Source organism: Mycolicibacterium vaccae NBRC 14118 = CIP 105934 (assembly GCF_001552715.1).
Taxonomy (GTDB): domain Bacteria; phylum Actinomycetota; class Actinomycetes; order Mycobacteriales; family Mycobacteriaceae; genus Mycobacterium; species Mycobacterium vaccae.
In genome coordinates this window covers 1-22,569 of record NZ_BCRS01000025.1, presented here as the reverse complement: position 1 = coordinate 22,569, position 22,569 = coordinate 1, and the positions used below count along the sequence as shown (strand labels likewise).

At 69.1% G+C, this 22,569-nt stretch carries 21 protein-coding genes and 1 pseudogene; 15 read left to right on the top strand and 7 right to left on the bottom strand.

Translation table 11 applies throughout. The features are described from left to right. Positions 1 to 24 precede the first annotated feature (24 nt). The 8 genes from MVA01S_RS07405 (at position 25) to MVA01S_RS07370 (ending at position 10,794) form a co-directional block, all read left to right on the top strand. The gene (locus tag MVA01S_RS07405; protein ID WP_003931835.1) at positions 25 to 933 is read left to right on the top strand and encodes a class II glutamine amidotransferase domain-containing protein; all 909 of its coding nucleotides are present in this window, start codon (positions 25 to 27) and stop codon (positions 931 to 933) included. Continuing rightward, positions 921 to 1,616 (top strand): GltB/FmdC/FwdC-like GXGXG domain-containing protein, encoded by a 696-nt coding sequence (locus tag MVA01S_RS07400; RefSeq protein WP_003931834.1) that lies wholly within the window; start codon positions 921 to 923, stop codon positions 1,614 to 1,616. Before MVA01S_RS07405 ends, MVA01S_RS07400 begins: the two co-directional genes overlap by 13 nt. Further along, positions 1,616 to 2,986, top strand: coding sequence for an FMN-binding glutamate synthase family protein (locus MVA01S_RS07395; protein ID WP_003931833.1), 1,371 nt, complete (start codon positions 1,616 to 1,618; stop codon positions 2,984 to 2,986). The genes MVA01S_RS07400 and MVA01S_RS07395 overlap by 1 nt, the downstream gene beginning before the upstream one ends. Continuing rightward, complete coding sequence (locus tag MVA01S_RS07390; RefSeq protein ID WP_003931832.1) at positions 2,983 to 4,191, top strand: NAD(P)/FAD-dependent oxidoreductase; 1,209 nt, start codon at positions 2,983 to 2,985, stop codon at positions 4,189 to 4,191. Before MVA01S_RS07395 ends, MVA01S_RS07390 begins: the two co-directional genes overlap by 4 nt. A 9-nt stretch (positions 4,192 to 4,200) precedes the next feature. After that, positions 4,201 to 4,869, top strand: coding sequence for a helix-turn-helix domain-containing protein (locus MVA01S_RS07385; protein ID WP_003931831.1), 669 nt, complete (start codon positions 4,201 to 4,203; stop codon positions 4,867 to 4,869). Positions 4,870 to 5,109: 240 nt separating this feature from the next. Continuing rightward, positions 5,110 to 6,921 (top strand): 2-isopropylmalate synthase, encoded by a 1,812-nt coding sequence (gene leuA / locus MVA01S_RS07380; RefSeq protein WP_060941565.1) that lies wholly within the window; start codon positions 5,110 to 5,112, stop codon positions 6,919 to 6,921. A 135-nt stretch (positions 6,922 to 7,056) separates the two neighbouring features. After that, a complete protein-coding gene (locus MVA01S_RS07375; protein WP_003931828.1) occupies positions 7,057 to 10,293 on the top strand; it encodes an NAD-glutamate dehydrogenase domain-containing protein in 3,237 nt (1,078 codons plus the stop codon). Positions 10,294 to 10,410: 117 nt separating this feature from the next. After that, positions 10,411 to 10,794 (top strand): SHOCT domain-containing protein, encoded by a 384-nt coding sequence (locus MVA01S_RS07370; RefSeq protein ID WP_003931827.1) that lies wholly within the window; start codon positions 10,411 to 10,413, stop codon positions 10,792 to 10,794. Here MVA01S_RS07370 and MVA01S_RS07365 read toward each other — a convergent pair. Next, complete coding sequence (locus MVA01S_RS07365; protein ID WP_040542073.1) at positions 10,787 to 11,446, bottom strand: class I SAM-dependent methyltransferase; 660 nt, start codon at positions 11,444 to 11,446, stop codon at positions 10,787 to 10,789. The two genes, MVA01S_RS07370 and MVA01S_RS07365, sit on opposite strands and share 8 nt — an antisense overlap. A 73-nt stretch (positions 11,447 to 11,519) precedes the next feature. On the opposite strand from MVA01S_RS07365, the gene MVA01S_RS07360 reads away from it, so the two are divergent. After that, on the top strand, positions 11,520 to 12,389 hold the full coding sequence (locus MVA01S_RS07360) for a helix-turn-helix transcriptional regulator (protein ID WP_003931825.1): 870 nt from the start codon (positions 11,520 to 11,522) through the stop codon (positions 12,387 to 12,389). Here MVA01S_RS07360 and MVA01S_RS07355 read toward each other — a convergent pair. Beyond that, complete coding sequence (locus MVA01S_RS07355; RefSeq protein WP_040542026.1) at positions 12,376 to 13,377, bottom strand: DEDDh family exonuclease; 1,002 nt, start codon at positions 13,375 to 13,377, stop codon at positions 12,376 to 12,378. The genes MVA01S_RS07360 and MVA01S_RS07355 overlap by 14 nt on opposite strands. 78 nt (positions 13,378 to 13,455) lie before the next feature. Here MVA01S_RS07355 and MVA01S_RS07350 point away from each other — a divergent pair, with 78 nt between their 5' ends. Then, positions 13,456 to 14,682 (top strand): DUF1727 domain-containing protein, encoded by a 1,227-nt coding sequence (locus tag MVA01S_RS07350; protein ID WP_003931823.1) that lies wholly within the window; start codon positions 13,456 to 13,458, stop codon positions 14,680 to 14,682. Next, complete coding sequence (locus tag MVA01S_RS07345; RefSeq protein WP_003931822.1) at positions 14,679 to 15,395, top strand: type 1 glutamine amidotransferase; 717 nt, start codon at positions 14,679 to 14,681, stop codon at positions 15,393 to 15,395. Before MVA01S_RS07350 ends, MVA01S_RS07345 begins: the two co-directional genes overlap by 4 nt. A 6-nt stretch (positions 15,396 to 15,401) precedes the next feature. On the opposite strand, the gene MVA01S_RS07340 is transcribed toward MVA01S_RS07345, so the two are convergent. The 3 genes from MVA01S_RS07340 to MVA01S_RS07330 form a co-directional block, all read right to left on the bottom strand. Continuing rightward, positions 15,402 to 16,289, bottom strand: coding sequence for a type IV toxin-antitoxin system AbiEi family antitoxin (locus MVA01S_RS07340; protein ID WP_003931821.1), 888 nt, complete (start codon positions 16,287 to 16,289; stop codon positions 15,402 to 15,404). Positions 16,290 to 16,563: 274 nt separating this feature from the next. Beyond that, positions 16,564 to 17,175 (bottom strand): recombination mediator RecR, encoded by a 612-nt coding sequence (recR, locus tag MVA01S_RS07335; RefSeq protein WP_003931820.1) that lies wholly within the window; start codon positions 17,173 to 17,175, stop codon positions 16,564 to 16,566. Positions 17,176 to 17,179: 4 nt separating this feature from the next. Next, the gene (locus tag MVA01S_RS07330; protein ID WP_003931819.1) at positions 17,180 to 17,512 is read right to left on the bottom strand and encodes a YbaB/EbfC family nucleoid-associated protein; all 333 of its coding nucleotides are present in this window, start codon (positions 17,510 to 17,512) and stop codon (positions 17,180 to 17,182) included. A gap of 129 nt (positions 17,513 to 17,641) precedes the next feature. Here MVA01S_RS07330 and MVA01S_RS07325 point away from each other — a divergent pair, with 129 nt between their 5' ends. Next, complete coding sequence (locus tag MVA01S_RS07325) at positions 17,642 to 18,382, top strand: Rv3717 family N-acetylmuramoyl-L-alanine amidase (protein ID WP_040542071.1); 741 nt, start codon at positions 17,642 to 17,644, stop codon at positions 18,380 to 18,382. A 9-nt stretch (positions 18,383 to 18,391) separates the two neighbouring features. Here the strand turns inward: MVA01S_RS07325 and MVA01S_RS07320 are convergent, their stop codons facing one another. After that, on the bottom strand, positions 18,392 to 18,856 hold the full coding sequence (locus tag MVA01S_RS07320) for an SRPBCC family protein (RefSeq protein ID WP_003931817.1): 465 nt from the start codon (positions 18,854 to 18,856) through the stop codon (positions 18,392 to 18,394). An 80-nt stretch (positions 18,857 to 18,936) separates the two neighbouring features. On the opposite strand from MVA01S_RS07320, the gene MVA01S_RS07315 reads away from it, so the two are divergent. From MVA01S_RS07315 to MVA01S_RS07305, 3 genes are read left to right on the top strand one after another with little or no spacing between them, the layout of a single operon-like run. Then, positions 18,937 to 20,328, top strand: a complete 1,392-nt coding sequence (locus MVA01S_RS07315; RefSeq protein WP_003931816.1) for an FAD-binding oxidoreductase — start codon at positions 18,937 to 18,939, stop codon at positions 20,326 to 20,328. Beyond that, positions 20,325 to 21,659 carry a class I SAM-dependent methyltransferase gene (locus MVA01S_RS07310; RefSeq protein ID WP_003931815.1) on the top strand — a complete coding sequence of 445 codons (1,335 nt, stop codon included), beginning with the start codon at positions 20,325 to 20,327 and terminating at the stop codon, positions 21,657 to 21,659. The genes MVA01S_RS07315 and MVA01S_RS07310 overlap by 4 nt, the downstream gene beginning before the upstream one ends. 16 nt (positions 21,660 to 21,675) lie before the next feature. Further along, positions 21,676 to 22,053: a phage holin family protein gene (locus MVA01S_RS07305; RefSeq protein ID WP_003931814.1), complete on the top strand. Its 378-nt coding sequence runs from the start codon at positions 21,676 to 21,678 to the stop codon at positions 22,051 to 22,053. A gap of 19 nt (positions 22,054 to 22,072) precedes the next feature. On the opposite strand, the pseudogene MVA01S_RS07300 reads toward MVA01S_RS07305, so the two are convergent. Beyond that, positions 22,073 to 22,569, bottom strand: a pseudogene (locus MVA01S_RS07300) (DNA polymerase III subunit gamma/tau); the annotation flags it as partial.

Sequence of the window (22,569 nt, the reverse complement as noted above, 5' to 3'; positions counted from 1 at the left end):
CCTCCACACGAAAGGGATTGCGCCATGTGCGGGATCGTCGGGTTGCATCTGCGGACGCCCGAGCTCTATCCCCGGCTCGGCGAACTGCTGACCGGGATGCTCTGCGAGATGGGTGATCGCGGCAGCGACTCGGCCGGGGTCGCGGTCTACGGCAACCCCGCCTGGTCGCCGGCCGGGGCCGGCTGCGTGTCGGTGGCCGACCTCGGCACCGGCCGCGCCGAGGACGCCGACCAGGTCGCCGCGGCAGTGGCCGCCGCACTGGGAAGTGACGTCGCGGGCGTCGCCGTCGGGGGCAGCCACGTGCTGTCCGCGGACGTCGCCTCCGAGGTCCTGCTGACGGCGGTGCGCTCGGCCTACCCCGACGCGCTGGTCGCCGGGTTCGGCCCGGACGTCGCGGTACTCAAGGGCGTCGGACACCCGCGTGACCTCACCGCGGGCTGGGAACTCGCGAAAGCCCAGGGCTGGCAGGGCGTCGGGCACACCCGGATGGCCACCGAGTCGGCGGTGACGCCGGCCGGCTGCCACCCGTACGCGGTCGGCCCCGGCCAGTGCATGGTGCACAACGGATCGTTCGCCAACCACGCCACCATCCGCCGCGAACTGCGCGCCGCGGGCGTCACATTCGACAGCGAGAACGACACCGAGGTGGGCGCCCGCTTCATCGCCCGGCTGCTGGCAGAGGGCCGCGACGTCGAGAGCGCGCTGAAGGAACTCTGCGCCACCTTCGACGGCTTCTACACGCTGCTGGTCTCCAACCGCGACTCGTTCGCGGTGGTGCGCGACGCGATCGCGTGCAAGCCCGCGGTGATCGCCGAGACCGCCGACTGGGTCGCAATGGGCAGCGAATACCGCGCGCTGGCAGCACTTCCCGGCGTCGAGCAGGCGCGGATCTGGGAACCCGAACCCGAGGTGGTGTACGCATGGAGCAGGTGACCGATCCGGTGACGTTCGATCTGCGGACGACTCCGCTGCGCGAGGTCAACACCGCACTGCACGCGCCGCACCTGACCGGCGACTTCCGCATCGAGTATCCGGCCGGGGCACACAACGTCGCTGTCGGACTCGACGCGCCGGTCACCGTCACCGTCGACGGCCACGTCGGCTACTACGCCGCGGGCATGAACCAGCACGCCGACGTGATCATCGACGGCAACGCCGGAACCGGGGTGGCCGAGAACATGATGAGCGGCTCGGTGTGGGTCAAAGGCGATGCGTCACAGTCGGCGGGGGCCACCGCGCACGGCGGGCTGCTGGTGATCGAGGGCAACGCCGCCGCTCGGTGCGGCATCTCGATGAAGGGCGTCGACATCGTCGTCGGCGGCGACGTCGGGCACATGAGCGCGTTCATGGCCCAGGCCGGGCGGCTGGTCGTGCGCGGCGACGCGGGCGAGGCGCTCGGCGACTCCATCTATGAGTCGCGGCTGTACGTGCGCGGCGACGTCGCGTCCCTCGGTGCGGACTGCATCGCCAAGCCGATGCGCGACGAGCACCACGAAGAGCTCGCGATGCTGCTCAAGGCAGCGGGATTCGAGGGCGACGACACCACCGCCTACACCCGGTACGGGTCGGCCCGATCGCTGTATCACTTCCACGTCGACAATGCGGGTGCCTACTGATGAGCAACAGTCCTGACGACCGCGCGCGGCTGGGCCTGCGCGAATCGGCGACCTTCGACCGGGCCACCATCGCGGCGATCCAGCGGGCCGCCGACACCGGCATCTACGACATCCGCGGCTGGGGTGCCAAGCGGCCACTCCCCCACTTCGACGACCTGCTGTTCCTCGGCGCGTCGATGTCGCGCTATCCCCTGGAGGGCTACAGGGAACGCTGCGCCACCGACGTGGTGCTCGGCGACCGATTCGCCAAACATCCTCTGCACCTGGATATCCCGGTCACCATCGCCGGGATGAGCTTCGGCGCGCTGTCCGGCCCGGCCAAGGAGGCACTGGGCCGCGGGGCCAGCGAGGTCGGCACGTCGACCACGACCGGTGACGGCGGCATGACCCCGGAGGAACGCGGGCAGAGCAAGTACCTGGTCTACCAGTACCTGCCGTCGCGGTACGGGATGAACCCGGACGACCTGCGCAAGGCCGACGCCATCGAAGTGGTGCTCGGGCAGGGCGCCAAACCCGGTGGCGGCGGAATGCTGCTGGGACAGAAAATCTCCGAGCGTGTCGCCGGGATGCGCACCCTGCCGCAGGGCATCGACCAGCGCTCGGCGTGCCGCCATCCCGACTGGACCGGGCCCGACGATCTGACCATCAAGATCAACGAGCTGCGCGAGATCACCGACTGGGAAAAGCCGATCTATGTGAAGGTCGGCGCCACCCGCACCTACTACGACGTCAAGCTCGCCGTGCACGCCGGCGCCGATGTCGTGGTGGTCGACGGCATGCAGGGCGGTACGGCGGCCACCCAGGAGGTGTTCATCGAGCACGTGGGGATCCCGACGCTGGCCGCGATCCCGCAGGCGGTGCAGGCCTTGCAAGAACTGGGCGTTCACCGGACCGGGGCGAGCGGAGCGACGGGAAGAAAAGGAGTGCAGTTGATCGTGTCCGGTGGCATCCGCAACGGCGCGGATGTGGCCAAGGCGCTGGCGTTGGGCGCCGACGCGGTCGCGATCGGCACCGCGGCGCTGATCGCGCTCGGCGACAACCATCCGCGTTACGCCGCCGAGTACGAGAAGCTGGGCAGCGCAGCGGGGTTCTTCGACGACTTCCAGGACGGCAGGGATCCCGCGGGGATCAGCACCCAGGACCCGGAGCTGGCGGCGCGCTTCGACCCGGTCGCCGGCGGGCACCGGCTGGCCAACTACCTGCGGGTGCTGACGATGGAGGCCCAGACCATCGCCCGTGCCTGCGGCAAGTCCCATGTCTGCCACCTGGAGCCCGACGACCTGGTCGCGGTCAGCATCGAGGCCGCGGCGATGGCCAGGATTCCGCTGGCGGGCACGGACTGGATCCCGGGTCGAGGCGGCAGCTGGTGACGGATGCGACCGCCGATGTCGTCATCGTCGGCGGCGGGCTGGAAGGTGCGGCCGCGGCGTGGGCACTGAGCCGCCGTGGCGTCACCGATGTCGTTGTGGCCGAACGGAACACGGTCGGGTCCGGGATGACCGGCAAGTCCAGCGGCATCATCCGGTGCCACTACGGGGTGAGTTCACTGGCCGCGATGGCCGCCGACGGCCTCGAAGTGTTCGAGAACGCGCCGGAACTTCTCGGCGACCCGGCGCTCGACATCGGGTTCCGCCAGACCGGCTACGTCGTCGGCGTCGGCGAGCAGAACGTCGACGCGCTCCGCAAAAGCCTTGCCGCCCAACGGGCCGTCGGGGTGGACACCGAGGAGATGGACAAGAGCGAGGTCGCGAAGCTGTGGCCGTTCGCCGACCTGACGCCGTTCGCGGCGTTCGGCTGGGAGCGCCGCGGCGGGTACGGCGACGCGTATCAGACCGCGCAGGCGTTCGCCACGTCGGCGCGCGCGGCCGGGGTGCGGGTGCGGCAGGGCACCACGGTGACGCAACTGCTCGTCGACGGCGACCGGGTGACCGGGGTGCGCACGGCCGACGGCGCAGAGATCTCGGCCGGCACCGTCGTCGTCGCCACCGGCGCCTGGACCCGCCCGTTCCTCGCGCCGTACGGCCTGGACGTGCCGATCAAGGTGATCCGCGAACAGATCGTGATGATCGACCCCGGCGTCCCGACCGGCCCGGTGCCGGTGTTCTCCGATCTGGTGTCGCTGCAGTACGTGCGGCCCGAGGTCGGCGGGGAGATCCTGTTCGGCAACAGCGACCTGCCCGGGTACGACGCGATCGAGCCGGCGGACCCGGACGACTACCTGAACCGGGCCACCGACGACTTCGTCGACGTGACCGTCGAGAAGGTCGGCGCCCGCTTCCCCGGCTTCCCCGACGCGGCGATCCGCGGCAGCTACGCCGGCTGCTACGACGTCACCCCGGACTGGAACCCGATCATCTCCGCCGCGCCGCTGGACGGGCTGATCGTCGCGGCCGGCTTCAGCGGGCACGGTTTCAAGATCTGCCCGGCGGTCGGCCGGCTGGTCGCCGACCTCGTCGTCGACGGCCACAGCAGCGACTCCCGCATCCCGGCCGCGGACTTCCGGTGGTCCCGGTTCGCCGAGGGCGATCCGCTCAAGACCCCCTACCCCTACGTCGGCGCCGGACAGATGCGCTAGACAGAGACCGTGGCCCTCCCAGAAGATTCGGCCGACCACGGCCCGCTGCTGCGCAACACCTCGGGCACCGCCCGGGACCGCGACCCTGCGGCGCCGGTCGAGGAGCTGGAGATCGAATCAGCGATCGGCCGCAATGTGCGACTGCTGCGCCAACAGCAGGGCCTGACCGTCGCCGAGACCGCCGCGCGGGTCGGCATCTCCAAGGCCATGATGAGCAAGATCGAGAACGCCCAGACCTCGTGCAGCCTGTCCACCCTCGCACTGCTGGCCAAGGGCTTCGATGTGCCGGTGACCAGCCTGTTCCGCGGCGCCGACGTCGAACGCCCGGCTGCGTTCGTCAAGGCGGGCACCGGTGCGCGCATCGTGCGGGAGGGCACCCGTGAGGGCCACGAGTACCAGCTGCTCGGTTCACTGCGCGGCGAGCACAAGCGGCTGGAATGCCTCGAGGTGACGCTGTCGGAGAAGAGCCAGACCTATCCGCTGTTCCAGCACCCCGGCACCGAGTTCATCTACATGCTCGAAGGCGTCATGGACTACAGCCACAGCCGGTCGGTGTACCGGCTGCACCCCGGCGACTCGCTGCAGATCGACGGCGAGGGCGCCCACGGCCCGGTCGACCTGGTCGAGGTCCCGATCCGCTTCCTGTCGGTGATCGCGTTCCCCGACGCCCAGGTGTGACGCGCTCCTCTCACCGAGAGTGCGCTCAGGTCGCGTCACGGGTGCTGGACGCGATCTCTGCGCACTCTCGGATGTGACGAACTCGCGTTTTGGCCCGTGGACCATGCGGAGTACAGTGGCTCGCGTGCAGCGGGTGCTCCTTCTCGGACGCCGCGACGGGGTCTGATCCAGACCGGCCTCCCGTCGCGGGTGTTTCGCGATGCGCCGGTCTGATATCCCCCATAAACCCGGAGCACCGAAATGACTGAGAACTTCAACCCGAGCACCGATGCCTTCAGCTCGGTACGCACCATCAGCACCCCCGCCGGTGCACCCCATCCCGGCCAGCCCTCCTGGAACACCCAGCGTGGCTCCTCGATGCCGGTTGATCGCTACCGCAGTTTCGACGACGAGGTCGAGCCGATCCGGCTGCCCGACCGCACCTGGCCCGACAAGGTCATCACCACCGCGCCCCTGTGGGCGGCGGTGGACCTGCGCGACGGCAACCAGGCGCTGATCGACCCGATGAGCCCGGCCCGCAAGCGCCGCATGTTCGACCTGCTGGTGCGGATGGGCTACAAGGAGATCGAGGTCGGCTTCCCGTCGGCAAGCCAGACCGACTTCGACTTCGTCCGCGAGATCATCGAAGACGGTGCTATCCCCGACGACGTCACCATCCAGGTGCTGACCCAGTGCCGCCCCGAGCTGATCGAGCGCACCTTCAAGGCCTGTGAGGGCGCGCCCCGCGCGATCGTGCACTTCTACAACTCGACCTCGATCCTGCAGCGCCGCGTGGTGTTCCGCGCCGACCGCGACGCGGTGAAGAAGATCGCCACCGACGGCGCGCGGATGTGCGTCGAGGAGGCCGCGAAGTACCCGGACACGCTGTGGCGCTTCGAGTACTCCCCCGAGTCCTACACCGGCACCGAACTGGAGTACGCCGTCGAGGTGTGCAACGCCGTGGCCGAGGTGATCGCCCCGACACCCGAGGCGCCGCTGATCATCAACCTGCCGGCCACCGTGGAGATGGCCACCCCGAACGTCTACGCCGACTCGATCGAGTGGATGCACCGGCATCTGTCCCCGCGGGACTCGATCATCCTGAGCCTGCACCCACACAACGACCGCGGAACCGCCGTCGCCGCAGCCGAACTGGGCTACGCCGCGGGCGCGGACCGCATCGAGGGCTGCCTGTTCGGCAACGGCGAGCGCACCGGCAACGTGTGCCTGGTGACGTTGGGGCTGAACCTGTTCTCCCGCGGCGTGGACCCGCAGATCGACTTCTCCAACATCGACGAGATCCGCCGCACCGTCGAGTACTGCAACCAGCTGCCGGTGCACGAACGGCACCCCTACGGTGGCGATCTGGTCTACACCGCGTTCTCCGGCAGCCATCAGGACGCCATCAACAAGGGCCTGGACGCGATGAAAGTCGCGGCGGACGAAGCAGATTCGGATGTCGACGACATCCTGTGGCAGGTGCCGTACCTGCCGATCGACCCGAAGGACGTCGGCCGCACCTACGAGGCCGTGATCCGGGTGAACTCGCAGTCGGGCAAGGGCGGCGTCGCCTACATCATGAAGGCCGACCACGGTCTGGCGCTGCCGAGGCGGCTGCAGATCGAGTTCAGCCAGGCCATTCAGAAAATCACCGACGGCGAGGGCGGCGAGGTGTCGCCCAAGGAGATGTGGGACGCGTTCCACGAGGAGTACCTGGCGCCGGTGACCCCGCTGGAGCGGATGCGGCAGAAGGTGGACGCGGCCGAGGTCGACGGCGGCACCGACAGCATCACCGCAGTGGTCAAGATCAACGGCGAGGAACGCGAGATCGTCGGCGCCGGCAACGGTCCGCTGGCCGCGTTCTGTGATGCGTTAGGCGCGCTGGGCATTCGGGTCAACGTGCTGGACTACTCCGAGCACGCGATGTCGGCGGGCGAGGAAGCCCAGGCGGCGGCCTACGTCGAGGCCGAGATCGACGGCAAGATCGTGTGGGGTGTCGGCATCGCGACGTCGATCACCACCGCATCCCTGCGTGCCGTGGTCTCCGCCGTCAACCGGGCGGCCCGCCAGTAACGCTGCGCCGTTACACAGTGTCACCGGTATGTCCGGTCTGTTGACGTAGTGCTCGACCAATGAGGCGTGTGCACCCTCCAGACTCATAGCCACGCTGCCCGATAACGGGCAGCGTGGCCTGAGCAGGAGGAATCGGTGTCGTCCCCAGTTTCGTTCTTCAACGCCGAAGGGCTGAACTCGTTGGCAGGTGTCGCGATCGTCGTGGGTGTGCGCCACGAGAATCCCGAGCCACCCGAGTCACACAGTCCGCTGCGGTTCGTTCTGGCGTCGGCTCAGCCGGTGCCGCTGCGCCGGATGCTGCCCGCGCTGCAGAGCATGGACCTCGAGGTCATCAACGAGCACACCACCACCTGGGCGCGCCCCGACGGAACGCTGTGCCACCTCTATGAACTCTTCCTGGACCCGGACACCGCCGGGGCGCGGGGGTTCGCCCAGGACTGGGCGCAGGCCGACGACCAGATCTGCGAGACGTTCCGCGCGATCTGGTCCGGCCGCGCCGAGGCCGACCGGTTCAACGTGCTGATCCCCACCGCCGGGCTCGACTGGCGCCAGGTCGCGGTCCTGCGGAGCTACAGCCGATACCTGCGACAGCTGCCACTGCCATACGGGCAGAACCGAATTCAGCAGGTGCTGCTGGACCATCCCGAGGCCACCACGGCGGTGATGGCGTTGTTCGAGGCCCGGTTCGGCGGCGGTGTCGCCGCCGGTCGCAGCTCGGCCCGGGCAGCCGGCATCGCCGCCGCCGACGAGCGGCTCACCACCGAGATCGACCGGTTGTTGCACATCGACGCCGACCGCATCCTGCGCACGTACCGCAACCTGGTGAACTCGACCGTACGCACCAATGCGTTCGCCCCCGAGACGCTGGGCCCCAACGCCCCCTACCTGGTGCACAAGCTGGACGCACCACACATCGACGAGCTGCCCCACCCTCGGCCGCTGTCCGAGATCTTCGTCTACTCACCGGAATTCGAAGGCCTGCACCTGCGCTACGGCCTGGTGGCCCGCGGTGGCCTGCGCTGGTCCGACCGTCACGACGACTACCGCACCGAAGTCCTCGGACTGGTCAAGGCCCAGGCGGTGAAGAACGCGATGATCGTGCCCGCCGGCGCCAAGGGCGTCTTCGTCGTGAAGTCACCGTCCCCATCGCGCACCGACGGCATGCGCTGCTACAAGCAGTTCGTGTCCGCTCTGCTCGACGTCGTCGACAACGCCGCCGGCGACACCGATCCCGCACCCGAAGGGGTGGTGTGCCACGACGGGGCGGATCCGTACCTGGTGGTGGCGGCGGACAAGGGCACCGCCACGTTCTCCGACCTGGCCAACGCGGTCGCGCTCGACCGCGGGTACTGGCTGGGCGACGCATTCGCCTCCGGCGGGTCTGCCGGTTACGACCACAAGGCCATGGGCATCACCGCCCGCGGCGCCTGGGTCAGCGGCGATTGCCACCTTGAGGAGCTCGGAATCGACTCCGCCCGAGACGAATTCCGCGTGGTGGGTATCGGAGACATGAGCGGCGACGTGTTCGGCAACGGCATGCTGCTGCGGCGCGGCATCAGACTGGTCGCCGCGTTCGACCACCGCCACATCTTCGTCGACCCGGATCCGGCGGCCGAGCCCGCCCGGCGCGAACGCGAGCGCCTGTTCGCTCTGCCGCGCTCGACCTGGGCCGACTACGACCACGCGGTGATCAGCACCGGCGGTGGCGTCTGGCCGCGCACCGCCAAGACGATCCCGGTCTCCGCGCAGATGCGCCGCGCTCTGGGTATGGACGACGCGCCGGCGGGGATCACCCCGAACGAGCTCATCGCCCATATTCTCTGCGCGCCAGTCGATCTGCTGTTCAACGGCGGGATCGGCACCTACATCAAAGCCGCTGACGAGCAGCACGCCGACGTCGGCGACAAGGTCAACGACGGCGTACGAGTCGACGCCCGCGACGTCCGCGCCCGGGTCATCGTCGAGGGCGGCAACCTCGGGGTGTCCCCGCGCGGCCGCATCGAATTCGCCCGTCGCGGTGGGCACCTCAACACCGATGCCATCGACAATGCGGCGGGCGTGGACTGCTCGGACCACGAGGTCAACCTGAAGATCCTCCTCGCGGGCCGCCATCCGGACTCCACCCGTAACGCACTGCTGGCCGAGATGACCGACGAGGTCGCCGCGCACGTCCTGGCCAACAATCTCGCGCACAACCGTCTGCTGCGCGACGCCCGCCGCAACGCCGCCCAGATGGTCTCGGTGCACGCCCGGATGACGTCCGCCCTGGAGCGCGACCGCGGACTCCACCGCGAGCGCGAACACCTGCCCAGCGCAGCAGAATTCGCCGACCTGATCAAATGCGGAGACGGGCTGACCAGGCCGCAGCTCGCGACGTTGATGGCGCAGACCAAACTCGCCCTCAAAGCCGACCTGCTGGACTGTGAAGGATTCGACGATCCCTATTTCACCGCCGCATTGCACCGTTACTTCCCGGCCACGTTGCGCCGGCGGATGGGTGCACAACTGACCGAGCACCCGTTGCGGCGGGAGATCATCGCCACCGCGGTGACCAACCACGTGCTGGCCACCTCGGGCTTGACGTTCGCGTTCCGGCTCGCCGAGGAGACCGGTGCCACCAGCGCCGAGGTCGTGCGCGCGCATGCCATCGCGTCGGAGGTCTTCGAACTCGACGCGCTGTGGCACGACATCCACGCCGCGCGCCTGTCCCCGGCGCTGACCGACGAACTGGTCATCGAAGGCAGGCGACTACTCGACCGTGCGGCCCGCTGGTTCCTGTCCAACAGGCCGCAGCCTCTGGCGATCGAGGACGAGGTGGCCCGCTTCCAGGCGGTGACGACGCTGCGCGGCAAACTCAGCGAGATGCTCCGCGGCAGCGAACGCGCCACCGCCCTCGCGATCCAGGAGGGGTACGTCGCGCAGGGGGTGCCGATCGACGTCGCCTGCAGGATCGGTGAATCGCTCTACGCCTACAGTCTTCTGGACATCAATGACATGGCGTGCGCGCACAACGAGGATGCGACCAGGCTCGCGCACATCTACTTCGAGTTGTCCGCGCATCTCGGTGTCGACACCCTGCTGCTGGCGGTCTCGGAGCTGCCACGGGACGGACGGTGGAACGCCCTGGCGCGGTTGGCGTTACGTGAGGACCTCTACCGGTCCCTGCGCGAGCTGGCGCTCGACGTGTACCGCCTGGTCGGCCCGCATACCGACAACGTCGACATCGTCGAGGAGTTCGAATCGCACAACCGGCCCCGGATCGAGCGGGCCCGCCGCACCCTGCACGACTTCCGGCACACGGAGAACCCGGATCTGGCGGTGCTGTCGGTGGCCACCGCGCAGCTGCGCCGGCTCACCACCAACGGAGAGTGAGCCGGAGCCTCACGCGGAAGTACACGTCAAGGGTCTTTGGACCCTGATCTGGGTGCTGCCGAGGTGCTTGACTGACGATTGCGCAGATCTGCGTGCATCGGCCGAGAGGAGCGCGCCATGTGGGATTCGTTCTGGGATTACTTCTGGTCACTGCTGGTGATTTTCGCGTTCATCGCCTACCTGATGATTTTGTTCAACATCCTCGTCGACCTGTTCTGGCGTGACCACACGACCTCGGGCTGGGTGAAGGCGCTCTGGGTCGTCTTCCTGATCGTGTTCCCGTACCTGACCGCGCTGGTCTACCTGATCGCGCGCGGTAAGGGTATGGCCGAGCGGGCCCGTGAGCAGGCGCTGGAGGCCAAACAGCAGACCGACGCGTACATCCGCCAGGCCGCCGGACGAAGTCCCGCACAGGAGATCGCCGACGCCAAGGCGCTGTTGGACGCCGGGGCCATCGACCAGCGCGAGTTCGAATCGCTGAAGGCCAAGGCGCTCACCTGAGCCTGGTGGCCCGGTAGAAGGTGACGGGTCCGGCCAGCCGCAGACGCCGCGTGCCGAGCACCCGGCAGTCGAAGCCGGCCTCGCGCATCTGTTCCGGCAGGCCGGTGGCAGCGCTCCCGTGATCGTGTCCGGTCACCCTGGTCAGGACGCCGCCCGGGTGGCCGCTCCCGCCCACGTCGACGACGTGAAGACGGCCACCGGGCCGAAGCACCCGGAAAACCTCGCTCAGCGCCGCGGCTTTCGCCTCGTCCTCGAGGTGGTGCAGCATCATCGACGACAGCACCCGGTCGAAGGCGCAGTCAGGGAACGGCAGTCGCTGGGCGTAGGCGTGCTCCCATCGGATCCGCCCGCCGCCTTTACGCCGGGCCCTGGTGAGCGCCCGCGGGTCGGGGTCCGTGCCGGTCACCCTGGCCGCCGGCGCCGCCTGCGCTGCTCGGTGGGTGAGATTGCCGGTGCCGCAGCCGATCTCAAGGATGTCGAGGGCGTCGCGGAGTTCGGCCTGGCCGATCAGCTCGTCGTACACCGGCCCCATCCCGAGCACCCGGACCATCACGTCATAGCCGGGCAGCAGGAAGTCACGGCCGGCTGCCGGAAGATAGTCGTGCGCGTTGCCCCACGTCCGGGTCACCGACTTCGGATGATTCTTCGTCATGATGTTCATCGTTGCTGTTCGGCAGCAAGGAATGTGGTGTGATCATCGGCCACACCGGGACTATCTTTGGTTGATGGGCGAGATGTCCCGATTCGCAGGCCGCCGCGACGGAGTGCCGATCTATGCGTACCCGAGCGAGTCGGCCGCCCCTCCTGTGTCGCTGATCCGGTTCGACCGGACCACGCCGGTGCGGCTCGGCCGACACATCCACGATTTCCCGGTCCTGGTCCATCACGGCGCGGCCGGTGCAGTCGACGTCGTCGCCGCGGGCGCCACGGTGGACCCCGACCTGCTCGGTGACCCGGCCGGCGCGGTCGCGCTGTTCTTCGACCCCGCCGCCCTCGGTGGGAGCGCCCGTGCGCCGTGGCCGGCCTGGCGGGCCCACCCGCTGCTGTTTCCGTTCCTGCACACCGGACACGACGGCGTGCTGCGCCTGACCGTCCCCGCGCACCGCCGCGCGTTCTGGGAGTCCACCGTCGCGGCGATCGACACCGAACTCACCGAGCGCCGCGACGGGTACCGGCAGGCCGCACTGGCGCACCTGACGGTGCTGCTGATCGATCTGGCCCGGTTGGCCGACGATGTCGTCGGCGACCTGAAGCGCGGCGGAGAGCCGTTGTTGGCCAAGGTGTTCGAGGTCATCGAGCAGCGCATCGACCAGCAGGTGTCACTGCGCGACGTGGCCCGCGAGTGCGGGATGTCCCCGGGCCACCTGACGACTGTGGTGCGCCGCCGGACCGGACGCACGGTGGGCGACTGGATCACCGAACGCCGGATGGCCGAGGCGCGCTCGCTGCTGGCGAGCACCGACCTCGGCGTCCAGGAGGTCGCGCGACGGGTCGGCATCGTCGACCCCGGCTACTTCACCCGCGTGTTCCGCCGGGCGCACGGCGAGTCGCCGCGCCGGTGGCGGGCCCGGCACAACGGCCTCAGAACAGGCTGAACTGGTCCCCGGCCGGCGGTGGTTCGGTGAACTCCTCGATCGTCGCGCCGCCGATCACCGCGTCCAGTCGCGCGACGAAGTCGGCACTGCCCAGCAGCGGGACGGCGAGCTCGCCGGCCTGGTAGCCCTTGCCCTGTTCGGGGGCGGGGTCGTCGCAGACCACCAGCGAGGTGTGCGTGTCGACGGCCTCGGTGTAGGCGAGGCCCGCGTGCAGAATCCGCTCGACGAGTTCCTCATGGGTGTGGCCGACCTCGGCCGACAGTGCGATCCTCATGCCCTGCACCAGCGGACGGTCCGGCGAGAAGCGGCCCGGGTTGGCGTAGGCGCACGGCATCCGCGCCGCGAGTGCCTTGAGCGGACGGAACTCGTCGTGGGTGACCCGGCCGTTGGGCCAGGTGCGCCGCCCGACCGGATGCACCGGGAGCCACTTGCGCCGCTCCTGGGCGCGCACCAGCACGGGCTTGAGGATCTGGGCCAGCACCATCGCGTCGTCGAGCGCGTCATGAGGGTTCATCTGGGTGACGCCCCAGTGCGCGGCCAGCGTCTCCAGCCGCAGGTTGTCCAGCCCGAGCTGAAGCCGGCGGGCCAGCTCGACGGTGCACATCACGGTGTCCACGGGTAGCTCGGCGTGCACCATCTCGGCCTCGGCGGTCAGGAACGAGTAGTCGAATCCGACGTTGTGGGCGACCAGCGTGCGCCCCCGCAACAGCTCGCACAGATCACCGACGACATCGCCGAAGGTGGGCTGGCCGGCGAGCATCTCGGCGGTCAGCCCGTGCACGTGGGTCGGGCCGGGGTCGACACCGGGATCGAGGAGGCTGTAGAGGCTCTTCTCGACGTTGCCGTCGTCGCTGAGCGCCAGTGCCGCGACGCTGACGATGCGCGCCTGTCCCGGGCGGAAACCTGAGGTCTCGACATCGACCACGGCCCAGCCCGCGCCGACCTCGTCGGCGGGTCTACCCCAGCGACTTCCGGCGGTTGAACTCACCCTCCGAGGATGGCATGCGGCCCTGACAAGCCCTGCTCCATCACCCCGCGTGTCGGCGGCTCTTCTAAACTGCCGGGGATGGTCATCACCCCACGCGGACGTATCGCGCTCGCCGCCGGAGCGAGCGCACGCTGGGCGTCCCGCGTCACCGGCCGCGGCGCCGGCGCGATGATCGGCGGTCTGGTCGCGATGACGCTGGACAAGTCGATCCTCGGCCAGTTGGGACGGGGACGGCGCACTGTCGTCGTGACCGGCACGAATGGCAAGTCGACGACCACGCGGATGACGGCTGCCGCGCTGGCCACGGTCGGCCCGGTGGCCACCAACGCCGAGGGCGCCAACATGGATGCCGGGCTCGTCGCCGCGCTCGCCGCGGCCCCCGACGCCCCGCTGGCCGCGCTCGAAGTGGACGAGATGCACGTCCCGCACGTCTTGGATGCAGTGCCGGCCGCGGTGACCATATTGCTCAATCTGTCGCGCGATCAGCTCGACCGGGTCGGTGAGATCAACCACATCGAACGCACGCTGCGAGCCGGCCTGGCCCGGCATCCGTCGACGGTGGTCGTGGCCAACTGCGACGACGTGCTGATGACGTCCGCGGCCTACGACAGCCCGCGGGTGGTGTGGGTGGCCGCAGGCAGCGGCTGGGCCAGCGACTCGGTCAGCTGCCCGCGCTCCGGCGAGATCATCGTCCGGCAGGGGACCGACTGGTACTCGACCGGATGTGACTTCAAACGCCCCGACCCCGACTGGTGGTTCGACGACACCCATGTTCACGGGCCCGACGGGTTGTCGCTGCCGATGTCGCTGACGCTGCCGGGTACCGTGAACCGCGGCAACGCGACCCAGGCCGTCGCCGCCGCGGTGACCCTCGGCGCGGACCCGGCCGCCGCGGTGGCCGCGGTGTCCGCGGTCGAGGAGGTCGCGGGCCGCTACCGCACGGTGCAGATCGGCGCGCACACCGCCCGGATCCTGCTGGCGAAGAATCCGGCGGGCTGGCAGGAGGCGCTGTCGATGGTGGACCGGGACGCCGCAGGAGTCGTCATCGCGGTCAACGGTCAGGTCCCCGACGGCGAGGACCTGTCGTGGCTGTGGGACGTGCGCTTCGAGCATTTCGATTCGGTGCCTGTGGTGGCCGCCGGCGAGCGCGGCACCGACCTCGCCGTGCGATTGGGGTACGCCGGGGTGGAACACACGCTGGTGCACAACACGCTGGCCGCGATCGCGTCGTGCCCGCCCGGGCACGTCGAGGTGCTCGCGAACTACACCGCGTTCCTGCAACTGAACAGGCGGTTGCCGAAGTGAGCGAGTCCGCGGTCCGGATCGGGCTGGTGCTGCCCGACGTGATGGGCACCTACGGCGACGGCGGCAACTCGGTGGTGCTGCGACAACGGCTGCGGCTGCGGGGAATCGCCGCCGAGATCGTCGAGATCACGCTGGACGATCCGGTGCCCGCCGAGCTGGACCTCTACACCCTCGGTGGCGCCGAGGACTACGCGCAGCGGCTGGCCACCAAGCATCTGATTCGTTATCCCGGTCTCCAGCAGGCAGTTTCGCGCGGCGCACCGGTGCTGGCGATCTGCGCGGCGATCCAGGTGCTGGGCCACTGGTACGAGACCTCGGCGGGGGAACGCGTCGAGGGGGTGGGTGTACTGGACGTGACCACGTCACCACAGACCGAACGCACGATCGGCGAGGTGGCCGCGACGCCGCTGATCGACGGGCTCACCGATTCGCTGACCGGGTTCGAGAACCACCGCGGCGGAACGGTTCTGGGTGCCGCGGCGCGGCCGCTCGGGTCGGTGACCAAGGGCGCCGGCAACCGGGCCGGTGACGGCTTCGACGGAGCCGTGCAGGGCAGCATCGTCGCCACCTACCTGCACGGCTGCTGCCTGGCCCGCAACCCCGAGCTGGCCGACCACCTGCTCGCCAAGGTAGTCGGACCGCTTGCGTCGCTTGACCTTCCGGAGGTCAATCAGTTGCGTCGGGAACGCCTGGCAGCCCCACGGCGGGTGTGAGACTCCTCAGGCGGCCAGCGTCCTGACGAACCTCTGTATGTCGGTCGCGTCGAGCTGACAACCGCGACTTCTCAGTGCCGCCTCGGTTCTGGCCAGCCACTGCGACGGCCGATCCTCGGCGATCACGCGGATCACGATCCAGTCGAGTTCTTCGAGCATCCGCAGCCGCGCGATGTCCTTGACGTACTGCGCGCGCTTCGTGCGGTGGTGATCGCCGTCGTACTCGACCGCGACCCCGTACTCCCGCCAGCCCATGTCCAGGAACGCCACTGGCCGCGATCCGTCCAGGACCGGGATCTGCGTCTCCGGACGGGGAAATCCACAGTCCAGCAACCACAGTCGCAGCATGCTCTCCTGGGGCGAGGCGGCACCACCGTCGACCAGCGGCAGCAGGTCACGCAACTGCGCGACCCCGCGCGCCCGTGGCCGCCGGTCGGCCAGCTCGGCGACGGCGTCGCGCGAGAACTCCTGGTTCCACATCAGCGCATCCAGCCGGGCCAGCGCCTGCCGGCGCTCCAGCAGACGCCCGAGATCGAAGGCCGTCCTGATCCGCGACGTGACGGGAAGCCCTGCGCGGCGGACGATCTCGTCGTCGGCGAGCGTGTCGGTGCGGGTGGTCAGGCCCGGTTGCGGGCGGCTCTTCACGCCGGCCACCTCGATCGGAATGTCGGTGTCGATCCACGGCGCTCCGTGCAGCGCGGCCGCGGCCAGACCAGCGATCACCCCTTTGCGCCCAGTCGTCAGCCACGCCCCGACCGCTCGGTCGCGCAACGAGACCTCGACGCCCTTGCGGACGAAGACTCCGCGGTACAGCGGGGTGTACCAGCGTGCGAGCTCGTGCCGGGTCACCACACCGGCTCTGACGGCTTCCCCACCCAGGATGACTTCGCCCATGCCGGGCATCGTGCCAAGTCCCACCGACAACGCCCGGCACCGAACCGTTGCCGAACCTCACCAGTCCCAGCTATCCGCTTTTCTCAGCGAAAGTGCGAGAAGACCCCTGCAATTCGCAGATACCTGTGACGGGTGGGACCACCAGCCCCGCCACCCCGAGACAGCCAACCTCACCAGCCACAGCTATCCGCTTTTCTCAGCGAAAGTGCGAGAAGACCCCTGCAATTCGCAGATACCTGTGACGCGTGGGACTGGGACTGGGGCGCGCCCCGAATCAGGCCATCGCGCGGCGGCCGGCCAGCGCCCGACCCAGCGTCAGCTCGTCGGCGAACTCCAGGTCACCGCCCATCGGCAGCCCCGACGCGATCCGCGTCACGCTCAGCCCCGGGATATCGCGCAGCATCCGCACCAGGTACGTGGCGGTCGCCTCGCCCTCGGTGTTCGGATCGGTGGCGATGATGACCTCGGCCACCTCGACGCCGTCCACCCGTTCACCGATCCTGTTGAGCAGTTCGCGGATGCGCAGCTGATCGGGCCCGATGCCCGACAACGGGTCCAGCGCGCCGCCGAGCACGTGGTAACGGCCCCGGAACTCCCGGGTGCGCTCGACGGCCTGGACATCCTTGGGTTCCTCGACGACGCAGATCAGCGACGCGTCCCGGCGTGAGTCGCCGCAGATCCGGCAGCGCTCCTCGTCGCTGACGTTTCCGCAGACCGCGCAGAACGTCACGCCGTCGCGGACCCGGTTCAGCACCGCGGTCAGTCGATCGATGTCGGGAGGTTCCACCGACAGCAGGTGAAACGCGATCCGCTGGGCGCTCTTGGGCCCGATACCGGGCAGTTTGCCCAGCTCGTCGATCAGATCCTGGACCGGTCCTTCGAACAAGAAGTCACATCCCCGGCAAGCCGAGGCCGCCCATACCGCCGGCCAACGGACCCAGCCTGTCGTGGGCCAGCATGGTGACCTGCTTGGCGGCGTCGGCGATGGCGCCCACGACGAGGTCCTGCAGTGTCTCCACATCGGAGGGGTCGACGACCTTGGGGTCGATGCGCACCGCGACCACCTCGCCGCTGCCGCGCATGGTGACCTGCACCAGCCCGCCACCGGCCTGGCCCTGTACCTCGGCAGCGGCGAGCGCCTCCTGCGCTTCCATCAGCTGCTGCTGCACCTGCTGGGCCTGGGCGAGAAGGGCTGACATGTCGGGTTGGCCACCGGGCTGCATGACTGGTTCCTCTTCGTACGTGTTCGGTGTGCAGATTGCGTATCGGTATCGACTTGGTTGCGCTCGTCCACAAGCGGCACTTCGGACTTTCAGCGTAGTCGGCACCGGGGCTACCGTGTCGCCGTGCCCGTGCCTGCAATCCTGCGTGTCGGGGCCGCCGCGGTGGCCGCGATGCTCGTCGCCACCCTGCCCGCCGCCCCTGCCCAGGCCGCCCCCACCAACGTCGCGGGCAAGATCGTGTTCCTCGACCCTGGCCACAACGGTTCCAACGACGCCTCGATCAGCAGGCAGGTGCCCACCGGCCGCGGTGGGACGAAGGACTGCCAGGCCAGCGGCACCTCCACCGAGGACGGGTTCGCCGAGCACACGTTCGCCTGGGATACCACGCTGCGAATCCGGCAGGCGCTGCACGCCCTCGGGGTGCGCACCGCGATGTCCCGCGGCGACGACACCGGACTCGGCCCGTGCGTCGACCAGCGTGCCGCGATGGCCAACGCGCTGAGCCCGAACGCGGTGGTCTCCATCCACGCCGACGGCGGCCCGCCCACCGGGCGCGGCTTCCACGTCCTCTACTCGTCACCGCCGTTGAACGCCGCGCAGGCGGGCCCGTCGGTGCAGTTCGCGAAGGTGATGCGCGACCACCTCGCCGGCTCCGGCATCCCGCCCGCCACCTACATCGGCCAGCAGGGCCTGAATCCGCGCGCCGACATCGCCGGACTCAACCTCGCGCAGTTCCCGTCCATCCTCGTGGAGCTGGGCAACATGAAGAACCCGGTCGACTCGGCGCTGATGAAGTCTCCGGAGGGACGGCAGCGCTACGCCGACGCCGTCGTGCGCGGCATCGTGGCGTTCCTGAGCACCCAGCGCTGACGGGCGGGCTCAGCCCTGGGCGCCCTCGACACCGAGGGTGCCCTCGACCTCACGCTTGAGGTTGCCGAGCACCTCGGCCTGGATCCTGCGCAGCCCGATCGGGGCGAACAGCTTCTCGAAGAACCCGCCGACCCCGCCCGCGCCCTGCCAGGACGTCTTGAGCGTGACCGAGGACCCGGGCCCGGCGGGGGCGACGGTCCAGTTCGTCACCATGGACGAGTTGGCGTCCTTCTCGATGACAGTGCGGCCCGCGACGTCGACGTCGGCCTTGACCGTGCGCGAGCGGGACTTGGTGGCCTGAAGTTTCCACTCGGCCACGGTGCCCGCACCCTGCCCCCCTTCGAGCACCCGGTAACCGCTGTAGTGCTCGGAGAGGATCTTGGGCCGCATGGCCTCGTAGTCTGCGACGGCGCCCAGCACCGTCGCCGGATCGGCGTCGATCAGGACCGTGCTTGACGCGCTGACCTGTCCCATCAGTGCTAACTCCTTGTCAGTTGGGATCACAGAAGTTCAGTGCGGTCGCATCGGTGACGACCTCGGTCTAGCGTATATCTGTGCCTGTTGCCTCGAATGACGCACGGGCCGCTCACGCCGACGGCGTGCAGCGGTTGTTGACCAGTTACCGCGCGATCCCGCCTGATGCCACAGTCCGACTCGCCAAACCCACGTCCAACCTGTTCCGCGCGCGGGCGAAGAACAGCGCCAAAGGACTGGACACCTCGGGGCTGACGCACGTCATCGCCGTCGACCCGGACGCGGGCACCGCGGACGTGGCCGGTATGTGTACCTACGAGGACCTGGTCGCCGCGACGCTGCCGCACGGGTTGTCGCCGCTGGTCGTGCCGCAGCTCAAGACGATCACGCTGGGCGGGGCGGTGACCGGCCTCGGGATCGAGTCGGCGTCGTTCCGCAACGGCCTGCCCCACGAGTCGGTGCTGGAGATGGACATTCTGACCGGCACCGGCGACGTCGTGCGCGCCTCCCCCGACGAGAATCCCGACCTCTTCCGGGCGTTCCCGAATTCCTATGGCACGCTCGGGTATTCGGTCCGCCTCACGATCGAGCTGGAGCCTGTCCAGCCATACGTGAGATTGCGCCATGTCCGGTTCCACTCGCTGTCGGGCCTGCTGGACGCGATGGAGCGCATCGCCGAAACCGGCGGCTGGAACGGCGAAACCGTGGACTACCTCGACGGCGTGGTGTTCAGCGCAGGCGAGAGTTACCTGTGTGTCGGGCAGCGCTCGGCCACGCCGGGACCGGTCAGCGACTACACCGGCCAGGACATCTTCTACCGCTCGATCCAGCATGACTCGCCCGACGACGGCGCCGAGAAGCACGACCGGCTCACCACCCACGACTACCTGTGGCGCTGGGACACCGACTGGTTCTGGTGCTCAAGGGCATTCGGCGCGCAGAATCCGCGCATCCGCCGCTGGTGGCCGCGCCGCTACCGGCGCAGCAGCGTCTACTGGAAGCTGATCGGCTACGACCAGCGTTACGGCATCGCCGATCGCATCGAGAAGCGGCACGGGCGGCCGCCGCGCGAGCGGGTGGTCCAGGACATCGAGGTCCCGATCGAGCGGACGGTCGAGTTTCTGCAGTGGTTCCTCGACAACGTGCCCATCGAACCGATCTGGTTGTGCCCGTTGCGCTTGCGCGGCGACCGGGACTGGCCGCTGTACCCGATCCGGCCGCACCGCACCTACGTCAACGTGGGCTTCTGGTCCTCGGTGCCGGTCGGCCCCGAGGAGGGGCACACCAACAAGTTGATCGAACGCAGGGTGAGCGAGCTCGAGGGTCACAAATCGCTGTACTCCGATGCGTTCTACTCGCCGGAGGAGTTCGATTCGCTGTACGGAGGGGAGATATACAAGACAGTGAAGAAGACCTATGACCCAGACTCCCGTTTCCTCGATCTGTATGCGAAGGCGGTGCGGAGGCAATGACCACTTTTCGGACCAGGTCCCACACCGGCGCGAACGATCCGGCCCTGCCCGGTGATCGCAAGCTCACCCTGGCCGAAGTCCTGGAGATCTTCGCCGGGGGCCGCAGGCCGCTGAAGTTCACCGCCTATGACGGCAGCAGCGCCGGACCCGAGGATGCCACCCTCGGCCTGGACCTTCTGTCGCCGCGCGGAACCACTTATCTCGCAACCGCTCCCGGCGATCTCGGCCTGGCGCGCGCCTATGTCGCGGGCGACCTGCGGCTGGCCGGTGTGCATCCGGGCGATCCCTACGACCTGCTCAACGCGCTGACGGAGCGGCTGGAGTACAAGCGGCCGCCGGCGCGGGTGCTGGCCAACGTGGTGCGCTCGATCGGGATCGAGCACCTCAAGCCGATCGCGCCGCCGCCCCAGGAGGCGCTGCCACGCTGGCGGCGGATCGCAGAAGGTCTGCGGCACAGCAAGACCCGTGATGCCGATGCGATCCACCACCATTACGACGTCTCGAACACCTTCTACGAATGGGTGCTCGGCCCGTCGATGACCTACACCTGCGCGTGCTACCCGCACCCGGACGCCACCCTGGAGGAGGCGCAGGAGAACAAGTACCGCCTGGTCTTCGAGAAGCTGCGGCTCAAGCCGGGTGATCGACTGCTCGACGTCGGCTGCGGCTGGGGCGGAATGGTGCGCTACGCCGCGCGGCACGGCGTCAAAGCCGTCGGGGTGACTCTGTCGCGGGAGCAGGCACAGTGGGCGCGTGCCGCCATCGAGCGCGACGGGCTCGGTGACCTCGCCGAGGTCCGCCACGGCGACTACCGCGACGTGCTCGAGTCGCACTTCGACGCGGTGTCCTCGATCGGTCTCACCGAACACATCGGCGTCGCGAACTACCCGTCGTACTTCCGTTTCCTGAAGTCCAAGCTGCGCCCCGGCGGCCTGCTGCTCAACCACTGCATCACCCGCCACCACAACCGCAGTCACGCCACCGCAGGAGGATTCATCGACCGGTACGTGTTCCCCGACGGGGAGCTGACCGGGTCGGGCCGGATCATCACCGAGGTCCAGGACGTCGGGCTCGAGGTGGTGCACGAGGAGAACCTACGGATGCATTACGCGATGACACTGCGGGACTGGAGCCGCAACCTGGTCGAGCACTGGGATGACGCGGTCGCCGAGGTGGGCCTCCCGACCGCCAAGGTGTGGGGTGTGTACATCGCCGCGTCACGGGTGGGCTTCGAACAGAACGCCATTCAGCTGCATCAGGTGCTCGCGGTCAAGCTCGACGAACGCGGCGGTGACGGCGGCCTGCCATTACGGCCCTGGTGGGCTGCGTAACCCCTATGCTCCCCGTGTGATCCGATTTCTGCTGCGCGTCGCGATCTTCCTGGGATCCTCTGCTATCGGGTTGCTGGTGGCCGGGTGGCTGGTGCCCGGGGTGTCGCTGTCCGTGCTGGGCTTCTTCACCGCGGTGGCGATCTTCACGGTGGCGCAGGCGATCCTGTCGCCGTTCTTCCTGAAGATGGCAAGCCGCTACGCGTCCGCCTTTCTCGGCGGCATCGGCCTGGTGTCCACGTTCGTGGCGCTGCTGCTCGCATCGCTGCTGTCCCACGGGCTGAGCATTCGCGGCATCGGATCCTGGATCGCGGCGACCGTGGTGGTCTGGCTCGTCACGGCCGTGGCGACCGTGGTGCTTCCGATGCTGGTCCTGCGGGAGAAGAAAGCCGCCTGACGGGCCCGCCGCCGGTGCGCTAACCGTCGATGCGGCGGGCGCCGAGCTCGTTCTGCAGCAGTTCCAGCGCCGCCTCTTCCGGGTCGCGGCGCGGCGCGGCGGGATCGTGATTGCCGGCCTCGGCCAGCATGCTCTCCTCGTCGTCGACCTCGGGCGGCGGAGGCTCGGCCGGGGCGCGCTGTGGCCTGCTGGGCGCCGCTGCAGGCGCGGCGCCGGCCTCGCACACGACCTTCCAGTTGACCCCGAGCGCGTCCTTGAGCGCTTCGCGGATCACGTCGGAGTTGCGCTGTTCGCACAACCTACGAGCCAACGGGGCCGATTCGTGGCTCAGGATCAGGGTGTCGCCCTCGACGGCACGCACGATCGCACCGGCGAGCATCACCTCGGTGGTGCGGCTGCGTTCGCGCACCTTCTCCCGCACCGTGGTCCACATGCTGCGGACCGCGGCCGCACCGGGTTCGCCCGCGGCCACCGCCGCGGCCGGGGTGGTCGGCGGGGCCTGCACGGCGGGCGCGG